Consider the following 14,215-nt stretch of genomic DNA (forward strand, 5'->3'; position numbering starts at 1 on the left):
ACATTGATGCCTTGCAGAGCCAGTTCTTGGGCGACCCGCAGCGGGCCATGAGTTGGTCTGGTGAGGGAGTAATCGAGGATGGCCTGTTCAATCTCGGGAGCGACCCGATTGGGATGAGCCCCTTTACACCCGGGCAATTTGTCGAGCAATCCCTCGGCGCCATAGGTCTGGTAGTTACGGCGAATTTCGTAGAACTGCTGACGGCTGTAGCCGATGAGCGTGCAGGCTTTGCTGACATTATTGAGCTCTTTGGCGAGCTCTAGCAGGCTGAGTTTGCGACGTGCTACTTTCTCGTTGGTGGTCATACGGTGACTCCGGATAACACGGTAGGGGTACCGTTTTGTTATCCGGTTTGAAGCCGTATGACCACTCCCTTTTGTGGGCAACTGTCAGGTGAATACCATCTCCATACACCGCCAAGACGGCCCGCAACCGGCTGTCGTTTCTGCGCAGCGCCATCGATGAGGCGGTCACGGATGGCCTGCTGACCTCCAACCCGGTATCTCTGGTCACCGTCTCCCGATATTTGGACGGGAGTTCAACTCCTGAACGGGGAGCCAAGGACGTGGATCCGTTCACCCCGGAGGAGGTGGCCGCCATCATATCGACAGCCAACGGTATCAACGAGCAATGGGCCAACCTGTTTGCCTTCGCTTTCGCTACCGGCATGCGGCCATCGGAGATCTGCGCACTGAGCTGGTCATCCATCGACTGGATTGGCGGCACTGTGCAGGTATCGAGCGCCAAGGTGGTCGGTATCATCAAGACAACTAAGACCAGAGCCGGCACTCGAGCCATTGAGCTGACCGGCGATGCGCTGGCAGCACTGGCCAGCCAGAAGCGGTTTACCTTCATGCGGGGAGACTATGTATTTGATGACCCCAAACTCGGCCAACCATGGGCCGGTGCGGATGCCATCAGAAAAAAAGCCTGGCTCTATACCCTCAAGCGATCCGGCGTCCGCTATCGCCACCTCTACCAAACCCGCCACACCTTCGCCACGGCCAACATCAGCCGCGGCTGCAACCTGTTTTGGCTCGCCAGCCAGATGGGACATAAAGGACCGGAGATGCTGTTTCGGCACTACGGATCCTACCTTTCCGAGTACGATGGCCAGACCTCAAAAGCGCCAATCCTGATCCAAAATCCAGCCTAGAAATAAAAAAGCCTTATAGTTCAATTGGTAAAGCTGCTCAGTCTGGGGGTTCAAATCCCCCCAGCCCAAACGTTTGGAAAGGGCCACTTCGCAAGAAGTGGCCCTTTTTGTATCCTTTTTCTGGCTTTCAGAGGATGTAACCGCCCCAAGAGCACAGACCTGAGGCCAAAGGCTCTGCGGGGGGGGCTGCATTTGACATGGGCCAGCTCCAGGTGGCGTCGCCAGCAAAAACCGGCGAGTGGAACGGCAATTTGCCCGGGAGCTCTGGGCTACGCCATCAGCCCAGCGCCTCCATGGGGTTGAAACAGCCTCGAGGATTCGCCCCCGAGAACCTTCCACTAGCCGTTGGCAGTGAAATGCTGGGTCAGATGAACGACGGGATTTTCGGAGAAGAGGTAGCGGTCATCCTCCATTTCGTCATCGAATATGGTGGCCTGGAAGAGCATCTGCTTGGTGTTCTCCAGGTGCTGCCACATGGCCAGCTTGGCCGCCTGCGGATCCTTGCGCATCAGGGCCTTGAGGATCTGGTCGTGATCGTCGCACCAGCTGGAGATAGCCTTGTCGTCGATATGCTCGTGGAGCTTGCGCCAGTAGGGGTTGCGCTCGCGATGCAGCCAGAGCTGCTCGGTCAGGATCACCAGCACGGAGTTCTGGGTCGCCTTGGCCACCTGGATATGGAACTGCTTGTCCCACTCCGAATCGCGGGCACGATCCTCCTTGCGGGCCAGGGCCTGGATCTTCAGCAGCTCCATGATGTCCTGCTTGGTCACCTGGGTCGCGGCAAACTCGGCGATATTGCTCTCCAGCAGTTGCCTGGCTTGCAGCAGCTCGAAGGGGCCCGCCGTCAACAGGGCGTCATCCAGGGTGGGAGTCGCTTCAGCATACTGGCTCTCCCGGGCGATCACGTGGATCCCGGACCCTTTCTGCACCGCCACCAGCCCTTCCACTTCCAGCATGATGATGGCTTCGCGCACCACGGTGCGACTCACGTCCATCTCCTCGGCAATCAGCCGCTCGGCCGGCAGACGCTCGCCAACTTGATAACGCTGGCTGGCAATGCGTTGTTTCAGCTCGGCGGCGACTTTCTGATAGAGACGCTTTGATTCAACCAAGTCCATATTCATCTCACTCACACCCCAGCCTCATACTATTCAAGTGCCGGGACTGTCACCCGGATACGGTAACTTGTTATACCAATTTACATGAAAATGAACAAGTGAGCCCTGGGCTCACTTGTTCTCTCATGACTCAGTGCATGCCAAACAGTCCCGGCAGGAAGAGACTGAGTGACGGTATGTAGGTCACCGCCATCAGGCTCAGCAGCAAGACGAAGAAGAAGGGCAGCATGGGCCGGATCAGGGCCTGCAGCTTGACCCCCGAGACCGAACACCCCACAAACAACGCACTGCCCACCGGCGGTGTACAGAGCCCGATGCAGAGGTTGAAGATCATCATGATGCCGAAGTGGACCGGATCCATGCCGAGCTCGGTGACGATGGGCAGGAAGATCGGGGTGAAGATCAGCACCGCCGGGGTCATGTCCATGAAGACGCCCACGATGAGCAGGATCACGTTGATGATGAGCAGGATGACCAGAGGGTTATCGGAGACATTCATCAAGGCGTCACTGATGGTGTAGGGGATATCCGCATTGGTCATGGCCCAGGACATGCCCACCGAGATGCCGATCAGCAGCAGCACGATGGCGGTGGTGATGACCGAGTCCAGCATGATGGCCGGCAGATCCTTGAACTTCACTTCGCGGTAGATGAGCACCGAGAGTACGAAGGTGTAGACCACGGCGATGGCGGAGGCTTCGGTGGCGGTGAAGATGCCCCCCAGGATCCCGCCCATGACCACCACCACCAGCAGCAGGCTGGGGATGGCATCCCAAAAGGCGCGCATCACCATGGCAAAGGAGGGTCGCTCCGCAACCGGGTAGCCACGGCGCTTGGCGATGATGGCTCCCACGGCCATGATGCTGAGCCCCATCAGGATGCCGGGGACGTAACCGGCCATGAACAGGGTGGCCACCGAGATGCCGCCGGCGGTCAGGGCATAGATGATGAGCACGTTGGAGGGCGGGATCAGCAGACCCGTGATGCAGGAGGTCACGTTGATGGCCGCCGAATAGGCCGGATCATAGCCGGACTTCTTCTGCATGGGGGCCATGGTGCCACCCACCGCGGCCGCGGCTGCCACCGCCGACCCCGAGATGGAGCCGAACAGCATGTTGGCCATGACATTCACGTGGCCGAGCGAGCCCGGCATGCGGCCCACCAGCACCTGGGAGAAGTTGATGAGCCGCTGGGCGATGCCGCCGCAGTTCATCAGGGTCCCCGCCAGGATGAAGAAGGGGATCGCCAGCAGGGAGAAGCTGTCGAGGCCGGTGGCCATCTTCTGGCCGACCACCGCAAGGATGGTTTCCATCGGCAGCATCATCATGCCGGAGGCCAGGGTCGCCAGGCCGATGGAGAAAGAGATGGGCACGCCCGCGAACACCAACACGAAGAAGGAGCCGAACATGACCAGGGCTATGGTCCAATCCATCAGATGTTCTCCTCTGAGGGGGCAAGATCGGGGGTGGGCGCCAGACTGTCGAGCAGGGTCTCCAGCATGAAGAGCACACAATAATAACTGATGATGAGGCCGCTCAGGGGCAGCACGGCGTAGACATAGGCCATCGGCAACTGCATGGCCGGGGAGACCTGGCCGGTGCTGTAGACCTTGGTCACCAGGGTCAGGCCGCCCCACACCATGGCGCCGCTGGAAAACAGCAGCACGCAGAGATCCACGAACAGCTGGTTGGCGAGCTTGCGCCCTCCCTTGAGGTCGGAAACGAACAGGTCGATGCTGAGGTGGCGACGCTTGCCGGTGGCGTAGGCCGCTCCCAGCAATCCCACCCAGATCATGCTGAAGCGGGCTATCTCGTCGGTCATGGTGCTCGGCTGTGCCAGCACGTAGCGACTGAACACCTGCCAGACCACGCAGACTACCAGCATGGCCATCACGGCGACGGTAAACCCGGCGAGCAACCTGTCGATGGGTTGCTTGAACTTTTCAAGACGCATTGCGGTTCTCCCGGGAGGGCGATCTCGTCGCCCTCCCCTCATGATTACTGACCGGCTTCATTCTCGATCTTGGTGAGCCACTCACCGCGTACCGGATCCTTGCGGAAATCGTCATACAGGGGGGCCAGCGCAGTGCGGAAAGCCTCCTTGTCGACCTGGATGAAGGTGGCCCCCGCGTCGGTCGCCTGCTTGCGAGATGCCGCGACCTCCTTGTCCCACAGCTCCTGTTCGTAGGTTTCCGAGTGCTTGGCGGCAGTGGTGAGGATGGCCTTCTGTTCGTCGGAAAGCTTGTCCAGCACCTTGCTCGAGATCACCAGGAAATCGGGCACAGAAGTGTGCTGATCTTCGGCGTAGAACTTGGCCACCTCGACATGACGAGTCTGCACGTAGGAGGGCTCGTTGTTCTCGGCGCCGTCGATGACCCCTTGCTGCAGTGCGGTGTAGACCTCACCGAAGGGGATCGGGGCCGGGGCCGCACCCAGCAGTTCGATCAGCTTGATGGTGGTGGGGGTGGCGACCACCCGGATCTTCATCCCCTTCATGTCGGCCGGGGTGTGAATAGGCTTGTTGGCGTAGAAGCTGCGGGTCCCCGCCACGTAGGCGGCGATGGAGACGAAGCCCTTGTCACGGGTCTGGGCCATCATGGATTCGCCCACGGGGCCGTAAATGACCTTGTTGAAGTGGGCCTGATCCTTGAACAGGTAAGGCAGGCTGAAGATGGAGAAGGCGGGCGAGAAGGGTTCCATCTCGCTGGCACTGGCCTTGGTCATGTCCAGGGCGCCGTTTTGCAGCAACTCCAGGGTCTCACGGGGACCGCCCATCTGGCCACCCGGGTAGATGCGCAGCTTCATCTTGCCGTCGGAGGCGGTGCTGATCTCCTTGGCCATCTGGGCCAACGCCTGGTGTACCACATGGTTGGTGTCCAGGTTATGGGCCAGCTTCAGCGTCACTCTCTCCATGGCATGGGAAGAGAAGGCTGTCAGGGCCAGGGGGGCGGCCATCAGGATGGCGGCGGCGATGGTTTTCATTTTCATTGGAGCGGGACCTCAAGTGTGTGCGTTTATCTGCTAGACCTCTTCCCTGAGGAGTCAGTCTTAATGTCCTACATCTTTGTGATGCACACTGTAATTGGTAGAATATCTATGAATGTTGAGAACCATCACAAAAACGGCATACCCCCACAAATGGGCTGTGATAAACCCAACGCAGGTCACATTTTCCCGATCCACAAGAGTAAAAAGGTGTCATACAAACCTCTCATCCAGCCTCTTCATCCTCTTTCCCGCTCTTTCTCACCCTGTTAGGCACCATTGAAGGCCCTCTTTGAGACTCAAAATGGTTTAATTCGACGATTTTGTGAGCCGACCGGTGTTTTTTCAATATGGTGACTGGACGAGATGTCTGGCAATGAGAATAATTGGTCCAACAACTATCTTCACTTCACCGAGCACTCTCGTAGGGAGCAAGCGAATGACCGCCTTCATGACCGATGACTTTCTGCTGGATACCGAATTCTCGCGCCAGCTTTATCACGGCTTCGCCGCCGGACAGCCCATCTTCGACTATCACTGCCACCTGCCGCCCCAGCTGATTGCCGAGGATCACCGCTTCGCCAACCTGTATGAGATCTGGCTCAAGGGGGATCACTACAAGTGGCGCGCCATGCGCTCAAACGGAGTGGATGAACGCTTCTGCACCGGGGATGCCGACGACTACGCCAAGTTCGAGGCCTGGGCCCGCACCGTGCCCCACACCATCGGCAACCCCCTCTATCACTGGACCCATCTCGAGCTCAAGCGGCCCTTTGGCATCACGGGCCAGCTGCTGGGGCCGCAGACCGCACAGGCCATCTGGCACCAGTGCAACGACAAGCTGGCCCAGCCCGACTTCTCGGCCCGCGGCATCATGAAACAGATGAACGTCAAGATGGTGGGCACCACGGACGATCCCGTCGACGATCTGCGCCACCACGCCGCCATCGCGGCCGACGGCGGCTTCGACATCAAGGTGCTGCCGAGCTGGCGCCCGGACAAGGCGTTCAACATCGACGCCCATGGCTTTGCGGACTATCTGGCCGAACTCGGCCGGGTCAGCGACATCCAGATCCGCACCTTTGCCGATCTCACCCGGGCCCTCGGCGTGCGGCTGGATCACTTCGCCGCACACGGCTGCAAGATTGCCGACCATGCCCTGGACGAAGTGCCCTTCGGCCAGGCCGGCGAACAGGCGCTCGACGCCATGCTGACTCGACGTCTGGGGGGCGCCGTACTGGAGAGCGCCGATGTGGCCGCCTTCAAGGCCGCCGTGCTGCTCTATCTGGCGGGCGAATACCACCGGCGCGGCTGGGTGCAGCAGTACCACATCGGGGCGCTGCGCAACAACAACAGCCGCCGCCTGCTGACCCTGGGGCCGGACACCGGCTTTGACTCCATCCACGACGCTCCCGTGGCCAAGGCGCTCTCCCGCCTGCTCGACGCCCAGGACGCGCAAGGGACGCTGCCCAAGACCATCCTCTACTGCCTGAACCCGAGGGACAACGAGGTGCTCGGCACCATGATCGGCAACTTCCAGGGGGACAACCTTCCCGGCAAGATGCAGTTCGGCTCTGGCTGGTGGTTCAACGATCAGAAGGATGGCATGGAGCGCCAGATGACCCAGCTCGCCCAGCTCGGCCTGCTCAGTCGCTTCGTCGGCATGCTGACCGACAGCCGCAGCTTCCTCTCCTACACCCGTCACGAATACTTCCGCCGCATCCTGTGCCGCATGATCGGGCACTGGGTCGCGGACGGTGAGGCCCCGGCCGATCTCGCGCTGCTGGGCCAGATGGTGGAGAACATCTGCTTCCACAACGCCCGCGACTACTTCGCCATCGAGCTGAACTGACCAGAAATAAAAAATGAGGCGGCGGGCATGTCCCGCCGCCGGAGCGGACCATTCCATGGGTCAAACCGCGCCCATCATCCATATCCGCCACAGGGGCACAGCCCCATGAGGACCACAACAAGATGCAACGCCTGAATCGTGATGCCTTCCCGGGGGCCCAATATCCGGACCGCGTGATCCAGTTTGGCGAGGGGAATTTCCTGCGCGCCTTCATCGACTGGCAGCTGGACCTGCTCAACGAGCACACCCGCCTCGATGCCGGCGTGGTCATAGTGCGCCCCATCGACAGCGACTTTCCCCCCAGCCTGAGCACTCAGGACGGCCTCTACACCACCGTCATCCGCGGGCTGGACGAGTCCGGCAAGGCCATCAGCACCCAGCGCCTGATCCGCAGCGTCAACCGCGAACTGAGCTGCTATCGCCAGTTCGACGAGGTGCTGGCACTGGCGCGCAACCCGGATATCCGCTTCCTCTTCTCCAACACCACGGAAGCCGGGATCAGCTATCACGCCGACGACCAGTTCGACGACGCTCCGCCCGCGAGCTTCCCGGCCAAGCTGACCCGCTTGCTGTTCGAGCGCTTCAGTCACTTTGACGGCGCCGCCGACAAGGGCTGGGTGCTGCTGCCGTGCGAGCTCATCGACTACAACGGCGACGCCCTGCGCGAGCTGGTGCTGCGCTACGCCGCCCAGTGGCAGTTGCCAGACGCCTTCCAGACCTGGCTGCACGAACACAACACCTTCTGCTCCACCCTGGTGGATCGCATCGTCACCGGCTTCCCCCGGGACGAGCACGCCGAGCTGCAGGCGCAATTTGGCTATCAGGATCAGTTCGTGGTCACCGCCGAGCACTTCTACCTGCTGGTGATCCAGGGGCCTGCATGGCTGGCGAGCGCCCTCTGCCTCGATCAGCTGCCCGCCGGGCAGGCGCTCAACATCCTCATCGTCGATGACATCAAGCCCTACAAGGAGCGCAAGGTCGCCATCCTCAACGGCGCCCACACCGCCCTGGTGCCGGTCGCCTTCCTGGCCGGGCTCGACACGGTGGGCGAGGCCATGGCCGACGAGGAGATTGGCGAGTTCGTCGAGCGCATCATGCGCGATGAGATAGTGCCGACCTTGAGCCTGCCGCAAGAAGAGCTGCTCTCCTTCGCCCGCGACGTGCAGGGGCGCTTTCGCAACCCCTTCATCAAGCACCAGTTGCTCTCCATCGCCCTGAACGGCATGACCAAGTTCCGCACCCGTTTGCTGCCGCAGTTGCTGACCTATCAACAGCAGCAGGGCACCCTGGCGCCGCACCTGAGCTTTGCCCTCGCCGCCCTGCTCGCCTTCTATCGCGGGGAGCGCAACGGACACGCCTATCCGCTGCAGGACGATCAACCCTGGCTCGACGCCTACGCCCGCCTCTGGCCTGCGGTGGAGCGCGGCGAGATCCCCCAGCGCGCCCTGGTGCAAGAGGTGCTCGGCCAGGAGGCCCACTGGGGCCAGTCCCTGTGCGAGGTGCCCGGCCTGGTAGAGCGGGTAGATCTCTGCCTGACCCGGATCCGCGAGCAGGGCCTGCGCGCGGCGCTGGCTGCCTGCTGCTAAGGAGTGACCATGCAAGCCGTGATTCGCATCCACCCCGCCGACAATGTGCTGGTGACCCTGAGAGAGCTCGCCGCTGGCGAGCAGATAGCGCACGAAGGTGTTTCCTTCACCCTGAGCGACCCCCTCCCCCGCGGCCACAAGCTGGCGCTGGTGGCCCTCTTTGAAGGTGATCAGATCATCAAGTACGGTCTGCCCATCGGCCACGCCACCCGCGCCATCGCGGCGGGAGAACATATCCATCACCACAACCTGGCCACCAACCTCAGCGATCTCGACGAGTACAGCTACCAGCCGGAGCTCATCGACGTCAGCACCGCGCTGCCGGACCGGGAGATCCAGGTCTACCGCCGCCACGACGGCCAGGTCGGCATTCGCAACGAGCTGTGGATCCTGCCCACCGTGGGCTGCGTCAACGCCCTCGCCAAACAGATGAAGCAACAGCTCGAGCGCGACACCGATCTCGGCGCCATCGACGGGGTGCACCTGTTCAGCCACCAGTACGGCTGCTCCCAACTCGGTCAGGATCACCTCAACACCCGCACCCTGCTGCAAAACCTGGTGCATCACCCCAACTCGGGGGGGGTTCTGGTGGTGGGGCTGGGCTGCGAGAACAACCAGATCGCCGCCTTCAGGGAGACCCTGGGCCCCGTCGATGCCGCCCGCGTGCGCTTCATGGTGTGCCAGCAGCACGATGACGAGGTGGAGCACGGGCTGGGGCTGCTGCGCGAGCTGCTCGCGCAGATGCAGCAAGACAGGCGCCAACCCGGTCGGCTCGGCGAGCTCAAATTCGGACTGGAATGCGGCGGCTCGGACGGCCTCTCCGGGATCACCGCCAACCCGCTGCTCGGCTGCTTCTCCGACTACGTGATCCAGCACGGGGGCAGCTCGGTGCTGACCGAGGTGCCGGAGATGTTTGGCGCCGAGCGCATCCTGATGTCCCGCTGCCAGGACGAGCAGACCTTCGACAAGACAGTGCAGATGGTCAACGACTTCAAGCAGTACTTCATCGACCACCAGCAGCCCATCTACGAGAACCCCTCCCCCGGCAACAAGGCGGGCGGCATCTCGACCCTGGAGGAGAAGTCCCTCGGCTGCACCCAGAAGGCGGGGCACAGCCAGGTGGTGGACGTGCTGCCCTACGGCGCCCGCTTGCAGCGCCCCGGGCTGAACCTGCTGAGCGCCCCGGGCAACGACGCCGTCGCCACCAGCGCCCTGGCCGGCGCAGGCTGCCACATGGTGCTGTTCAGTACCGGGCGCGGCACCCCTTACGGTGGCCCGGCCCCCACGGTCAAGCTTGCCACCAACAGCGATCTGGCCAGGCGCAAGCCGCACTGGATCGACTTCAATGCCGGCACCCTGATTGAGGGCACTCCCATGAGCAGCCTGCTCGCCCAGTTCATCGACCTCATCGTCGACATCGCCAACGGCAAGCCGACCTGCAACGAGCGCAACGACTTCCGGGAGCTGGCCATCTTCAAGAGTGGTGTCACCCTGTGAGTCTCGAGCTTGGCTGGCTGCAACCGGTCTGGACCCTGATTGAACAGCAGCCCCTGGCGCAAGGCATCGGCCTTGCCGCCATGCTGGTCGGGGTGAGCGCCTTCCTGCAACGGGACGACAGCCGCTTTCGCTGGCGGCTGTGTCTCTACCAGGGAGCCATCGCGGTCCACTTCCTGCTGATGGGTGCCAGCACGGCGGCTCTCAGCGCCGCCCTCAGCTGTGGTCGCACCATCGCCTCGGGGCGCACCCGCAGCCCCTGGGTGATGCTCTTCTTCCTCGTGCTGGTGTGGGTGCTGGGCATCCCCGGGATCACCAGTGCGGTGCAGTGGCTCCCCATCATCGGCACCACCATCGGCACCTGGGGCCTCTTCCGGGCCCGCGGGCTGGCGCTGCGGCTGTGCATGCTGGCGGGCGGCCTGTGCTGGACCAGCCACAACATACTGATCGGCTCCATCGGCGGCAGCCTGATTGAGACCACCTTCCTGTTCGTCAACTGCCACACCATGTATCGCATGTGGCGTCATCCCCTGGCGAACCCCCTGTAACGATTGCAAGGAGTCGAAACCATGACCCGACAGATAGCCGTCATCGGCGAATGCATGGTGGAGCTGCGCCGAGCCGGACAAGGCCTGCTGGCACAAGGTTTCGGGGGCGACACCCTCAACACCGCCCTCTATCTCGCCCGCCTGGGGAGCCAGGCGTTCGCGGTGCACTACGTCACGGCCCTCGGCCAGGACGGGTTCAGCAGCCAGATGCTGGCCGCCTGGCAGCAAGAGGGCATCCACACCGACTGGGTGCAGCGCCTGGCAGACAAGGCCCCTGGTCTCTATCTCATCGACACCGCGGCCGACGGCGAGCGCTCGTTCACCTACTGGCGCAGCGACGCCGCCGCACGCTACTGGCTGGCGCAACCCGAGGGCGAGGACATTCTCGCCGCCCTGGGCCAGTGCGATCTTGTCTACGTGAGCGGCATCAGCCTGGCCATACTGCCGCCCGCCTCGCGCCAGCGCCTGCTGGAAGGACTCGCCGCAGCGCGCGCCCGGGGGGCCAGAATTGCCTTTGACAACAACTACCGCCCCCGCCTCTGGCAAGACAAGGAGACCGCCAAAGAGGCCTACACCGCCATCCTGCGCCTGGCGGACATCGCCCTGCTGACCCTGGATGACGAGCAGGCACTCTGGGGCGACGCGGAGGTCGAAACCTGCCTCGCCCGCAGCCAGGGCTTCGGGGTGGGCGAGATCGTCGTCAAGCGCGGCTCTGAGCCTTGCCTGGTGGTCACGGCAGCGCAGCGGATCGAAATCGCCGCCCTGCGGTTGTCCGCCGAACAGGTGATCGACACCACGGCGGCGGGCGACTCCTTCAGCGCCGGTTATCTCGCCGCACGCCTGCAAGGGGCCGACGTCGCCGACGCCGCCCGGGCAGGCCACCGCCTGGCAGCGGCCGTCATCCAGTATCCGGGGGCCATCATTCCCCCCTCCCACATGCCATCACTCAAGGAAACGCACCATGTCTGATCTCATCGCCCGCCTCGAAGCCCTCAAGGTGATCCCCGTCATCGCGCTGAAAGATGCTGCCCAGGCCGTCCCCCTCGCCCGGGTGCTGGTGGAAAATGGCCTGCCCGCTGCCGAGGTGACCTTCCGCACCCCCGCCGCGGCCGAGGCCATCCGCCAGATGCGCGCGGCCTACCCGGATCTGCTGATCGGGGCCGGCACCGTGCTCAACCGCGAGCAGGTGGATGCGGCCGTTGCGGCGGGCGCCGACTTCATCGTCAGCCCCGGCTTCAACCCGACCACGGTGCAGTACTGCCTGGACAAGGACGTCACCATCATCCCCGGGGTCAACAACCCCAGCCTGGTGGAGCAGGCCATGGAGATGGGGCTGCGCCATCTCAAGTTCTTCCCGGCCGAGCAGTCTGGCGGCACCGCCATGCTCAAGGCCCTGGGCGCCGTCTATCCGGTGCGCTTCATGCCCACCGGCGGCGTGACGCCGGCCAATCTGAAGGAGTATCTGGGGCTGAATGCCGTGATCGCCTGCGGCGGCACCTGGATGGTGCCGGCCAAGCTCATCGACGAGGGCAGATGGGAAGAGCTGGCCGCCCTGGTAAGAGAGGCAGTGGCGGCCCTGTGATCATCGGTTGAGCGGGGGAAGGTCTGCCCTCCCCCGGATGTGTTGAAGAGCCACTTCCCGCGAAGTGGCTTTTTTATGCCCTGCAAGGGCTGGAGATCAATGTGCGGTTGCAGCAGTCTACCAGCGGCTTATTCCCCTGCGTCATCGGGCGTCAACACCAGCCTGCGCCAGGGCCCCGTGATGTCGCAATGACCCGTCTCTTCGGTGTTCTCCCAGCCCAGGCGATGATAGAAAGCCATCGCCGTGGTGTTGCGCATGGCCACCTTGAGGGAGGCCGGGGAGGGGTATCCGGCCAAGCCGGCGGCAAGCAAGGCCCGCCCCATGCCCTGCCCATGCCAGTCCGCCACCACGTAGAGATGATGCACGAAGCTCTCGGCCCCCCAGATGGAGACGAATCCGCACGGGCTGCCCCCTTTCTCCGCCACCCAGATCTCCTCGCCCCGGGTCTGCTCGGCAAAATCCTCGAGCCGGAACAGGGCGGGATCAACCCAATGGAAGGCCTGGCGCCTTCCCTTGAGGAAGAGCTGTGCCAGCATGGGCTCGTCAGCTTCCGTCATCATTCTGATCATGACACCATCCTTGCGTTGCGTGCTTGTCGCTTCCCACTCTCGATGGATCCCGCCGTGCTGTCAAATCGGCAATGTGGACCCTCTTGAATACGTAACCGTGTGACACAGGGCTGCCTATTTTATCGCCTCAGGGGCTATACTGCCGAGGTCCCGTCCATGACTGGTTTGAGGTTCACTGATTTATGGATAACAAGCAAATTGAAGGCAGTATTCTGGTACCCGCCCACATTGACGATGTCTGGCGGGCCTGGACCACGGAGAGCGGGCTGCGCAGTTTTCTGGCGCCGGAGTGCCTCATGGTCCCGGAACCCAACGGACCGTTCGAGATCTATTTCAGACCCGATGCTCCCCTCGGCGAGCGTGGCAGCGAAGGGTGCCGGGTGATGGCGGTCATGCCCCATGATCTGCTCAGCTTCAGCTGGAATTTCCCTCCCCAGTTTCCCCACATTCGTCAGCAGAAGACCCAGGTCAGCCTGCGCTTCGTGCCGGAGGGCCAGGGCACCCGACTCCACTTCCTGCAGACCGGCTGGGCGCAGGATCCAGACTGGGACCAGGGCTATGCCTACTTCCGGGAGGAGTGGCTGGAACTGAGTCTGCCGAGGCTTCAGTACCGTTTCACCCACGGCCCCATCGACTGGAACAACCCGCCGGGCAAGCAGCAGCTGAAATCCCTGGCCCAGTGACGTCCATTCAAGCGATGGGCATGGCACGAAAAAGGACCCGCTCAGGGTCCTTTTTCATGGATGGGCAGGCGGTCACTCCACCGGCTCTTCATCGAACAGGGGGTGATAGAGCACCTCGCCCCTTACCCCGTCGAGCCCGCCGGGTTGCAACTCCATCGCCATGAAACACTCCGTCGGCACCTCGTAGATGCAGTGCAGGCCGAAGTCGCTGGCAGGCCGAAAGCCGAAACGGGCGTAGTAGGCGGGATCCCCGAGTACCACCACCGCCTTCCAGTCCATCTCCAGTGCCGTGTCCAGCCCTTCCCGCACCAGATCCGAGCCAATGCCCTGTCCCTGCCAGTCGGGATGCACGGCCACGGGTGCCAGTCCCAACCAGGGCCCTTCCTGTCCCTCAATGGTGATCGGGCTCAGCATCAGGTGCCCCATGAACTCGTACTCTTCCTCCTCGACCATGGTGACCACGGCGGCCCCACATTCTCGCAGGCGGTTGACCAGTTCGGCCTCGTCGGGACGACCAAAGGCGGCACTCACCAGCTCATAGACTGGCAGCATGTCGCCGGGACGCTCGGTTCTCAACATACAGCGTTACTCCTCGTACAGCAGGGCGGCCATTATTCCACAGAAGTGGGGCGCCTCTTCACTG

15 protein-coding genes are annotated in these 14,215 nt (G+C 62.7%); 8 read left to right on the plus strand and 7 right to left on the minus strand.

The features are described from left to right. Positions 1-305 (minus strand): helix-turn-helix domain-containing protein (locus tag AB5Y89_RS14265; protein WP_368224014.1); only part of this gene is annotated, 305 nt, incomplete at its 3' end. A gap of 260 nt (positions 306-565) precedes the next feature. On the opposite strand from AB5Y89_RS14265, the gene AB5Y89_RS14270 reads away from it, so the two are divergent. After that, entirely contained in the window at positions 566-1,156 is a 591-nt protein-coding gene (locus AB5Y89_RS14270) for a site-specific integrase (RefSeq protein WP_368224015.1), read from the plus strand. Between the two features lie 338 nt (positions 1,157-1,494). On the opposite strand, the gene exuR is transcribed toward AB5Y89_RS14270, so the two are convergent. From exuR to AB5Y89_RS14290, 4 genes are all read right to left on the minus strand, one after another. After that, entirely contained in the window at positions 1,495-2,274 is a 780-nt protein-coding gene (exuR, locus tag AB5Y89_RS14275; protein WP_368224016.1) for a transcriptional regulator ExuR, read from the minus strand. Positions 2,275-2,404: 130 nt separating this feature from the next. Continuing rightward, complete coding sequence (locus AB5Y89_RS14280) at positions 2,405-3,706, minus strand: TRAP transporter large permease (RefSeq protein WP_043154537.1); 1,302 nt, start codon at positions 3,704-3,706, stop codon at positions 2,405-2,407. Then, on the minus strand, positions 3,706-4,227 hold the full coding sequence (locus AB5Y89_RS14285) for a TRAP transporter small permease (protein ID WP_043154535.1): 522 nt from the start codon (positions 4,225-4,227) through the stop codon (positions 3,706-3,708). The genes AB5Y89_RS14280 and AB5Y89_RS14285 overlap by 1 nt, the downstream gene beginning before the upstream one ends. A gap of 44 nt (positions 4,228-4,271) precedes the next feature. Then, positions 4,272-5,261: a TRAP transporter substrate-binding protein gene (locus tag AB5Y89_RS14290; protein ID WP_045525242.1), complete on the minus strand. Its 990-nt coding sequence runs from the start codon at positions 5,259-5,261 to the stop codon at positions 4,272-4,274. 436 nt (positions 5,262-5,697) lie between these two features. Between AB5Y89_RS14290 and uxaC the strand changes: the two genes are divergently transcribed. From uxaC to AB5Y89_RS14320, 6 genes are all read left to right on the plus strand, one after another. Further along, the gene (uxaC, locus tag AB5Y89_RS14295) at positions 5,698-7,110 is read left to right on the plus strand and encodes a glucuronate isomerase (RefSeq protein WP_319859383.1); all 1,413 of its coding nucleotides are present in this window, start codon (positions 5,698-5,700) and stop codon (positions 7,108-7,110) included. A 122-nt stretch (positions 7,111-7,232) separates the two neighbouring features. Then, positions 7,233-8,696 carry a tagaturonate reductase gene (locus AB5Y89_RS14300; protein WP_368224017.1) on the plus strand — a complete coding sequence of 488 codons (1,464 nt, stop codon included), beginning with the start codon at positions 7,233-7,235 and terminating at the stop codon, positions 8,694-8,696. 9 nt (positions 8,697-8,705) lie between these two features. Beyond that, positions 8,706-10,193 carry a UxaA family hydrolase gene (locus AB5Y89_RS14305; protein ID WP_202043999.1) on the plus strand — a complete coding sequence of 496 codons (1,488 nt, stop codon included), beginning with the start codon at positions 8,706-8,708 and terminating at the stop codon, positions 10,191-10,193. Next, positions 10,190-10,738, plus strand: coding sequence for a YgjV family protein (locus AB5Y89_RS14310; RefSeq protein ID WP_049637252.1), 549 nt, complete (start codon positions 10,190-10,192; stop codon positions 10,736-10,738). The genes AB5Y89_RS14305 and AB5Y89_RS14310 overlap by 4 nt, the downstream gene beginning before the upstream one ends. 21 nt (positions 10,739-10,759) lie before the next feature. Next, complete coding sequence (locus tag AB5Y89_RS14315; RefSeq protein ID WP_368224019.1) at positions 10,760-11,707, plus strand: sugar kinase; 948 nt, start codon at positions 10,760-10,762, stop codon at positions 11,705-11,707. After that, complete coding sequence (locus AB5Y89_RS14320) at positions 11,700-12,320, plus strand: bifunctional 4-hydroxy-2-oxoglutarate aldolase/2-dehydro-3-deoxy-phosphogluconate aldolase (protein WP_128296023.1); 621 nt, start codon at positions 11,700-11,702, stop codon at positions 12,318-12,320. Before AB5Y89_RS14315 ends, AB5Y89_RS14320 begins: the two co-directional genes overlap by 8 nt. A gap of 128 nt (positions 12,321-12,448) precedes the next feature. Here AB5Y89_RS14320 and AB5Y89_RS14325 read toward each other — a convergent pair whose 3' ends face one another. Beyond that, positions 12,449-12,889 (minus strand): GNAT family N-acetyltransferase, encoded by a 441-nt coding sequence (locus AB5Y89_RS14325; protein ID WP_041212649.1) that lies wholly within the window; start codon positions 12,887-12,889, stop codon positions 12,449-12,451. Between the two features lie 182 nt (positions 12,890-13,071). On the opposite strand from AB5Y89_RS14325, the gene AB5Y89_RS14330 reads away from it, so the two are divergent. Next, complete coding sequence (locus AB5Y89_RS14330) at positions 13,072-13,572, plus strand: SRPBCC domain-containing protein (RefSeq protein ID WP_010673967.1); 501 nt, start codon at positions 13,072-13,074, stop codon at positions 13,570-13,572. Between the two features lie 72 nt (positions 13,573-13,644). On the opposite strand, the gene AB5Y89_RS14335 is transcribed toward AB5Y89_RS14330, so the two are convergent. Continuing rightward, complete coding sequence (locus tag AB5Y89_RS14335) at positions 13,645-14,151, minus strand: GNAT family N-acetyltransferase (protein ID WP_010673966.1); 507 nt, start codon at positions 14,149-14,151, stop codon at positions 13,645-13,647. Positions 14,152-14,215: the final 64 nt, after the last annotated feature.

The sequence above is a fragment of the Aeromonas sp. s4 genome, assembly GCF_040907855.1.
Lineage (GTDB): Bacteria > Pseudomonadota > Gammaproteobacteria > Enterobacterales > Aeromonadaceae > Aeromonas > Aeromonas caviae.

What these genes read in the sequence shown, in the direction of transcription:
- uxaC (WP_319859383.1), top strand. Translation starts at nt 5,698, where the DNA reads ATGACCGCCTTCATGACCGATGACTTTCTGCTGGATACCGAATTCTCG.
- AB5Y89_RS14285 (WP_043154535.1), bottom strand. Translation starts at nt 4,227, where the DNA reads ATGCGTCTTGAAAAGTTCAAGCAACCCATCGACAGGTTGCTCGCCGGG.
- AB5Y89_RS14335 (WP_010673966.1), bottom strand. Translation starts at nt 14,151, where the DNA reads ATGTTGAGAACCGAGCGTCCCGGCGACATGCTGCCAGTCTATGAGCTG.
- AB5Y89_RS14315 (WP_368224019.1), top strand. Translation starts at nt 10,760, where the DNA reads ATGACCCGACAGATAGCCGTCATCGGCGAATGCATGGTGGAGCTGCGC.
- AB5Y89_RS14300 (WP_368224017.1), top strand. Translation starts at nt 7,233, where the DNA reads ATGCAACGCCTGAATCGTGATGCCTTCCCGGGGGCCCAATATCCGGAC.
- AB5Y89_RS14325 (WP_041212649.1), bottom strand. Translation starts at nt 12,889, where the DNA reads ATGATCAGAATGATGACGGAAGCTGACGAGCCCATGCTGGCACAGCTC.
- AB5Y89_RS14280 (WP_043154537.1), bottom strand. Translation starts at nt 3,706, where the DNA reads ATGGATTGGACCATAGCCCTGGTCATGTTCGGCTCCTTCTTCGTGTTG.
- AB5Y89_RS14290 (WP_045525242.1), bottom strand. Translation starts at nt 5,261, where the DNA reads ATGAAAATGAAAACCATCGCCGCCGCCATCCTGATGGCCGCCCCCCTG.
- AB5Y89_RS14305 (WP_202043999.1), top strand. Translation starts at nt 8,706, where the DNA reads ATGCAAGCCGTGATTCGCATCCACCCCGCCGACAATGTGCTGGTGACC.
- AB5Y89_RS14330 (WP_010673967.1), top strand. Translation starts at nt 13,072, where the DNA reads ATGGATAACAAGCAAATTGAAGGCAGTATTCTGGTACCCGCCCACATT.
- exuR (WP_368224016.1), bottom strand. Translation starts at nt 2,274, where the DNA reads ATGGACTTGGTTGAATCAAAGCGTCTCTATCAGAAAGTCGCCGCCGAG.
- AB5Y89_RS14320 (WP_128296023.1), top strand. Translation starts at nt 11,700, where the DNA reads ATGTCTGATCTCATCGCCCGCCTCGAAGCCCTCAAGGTGATCCCCGTC.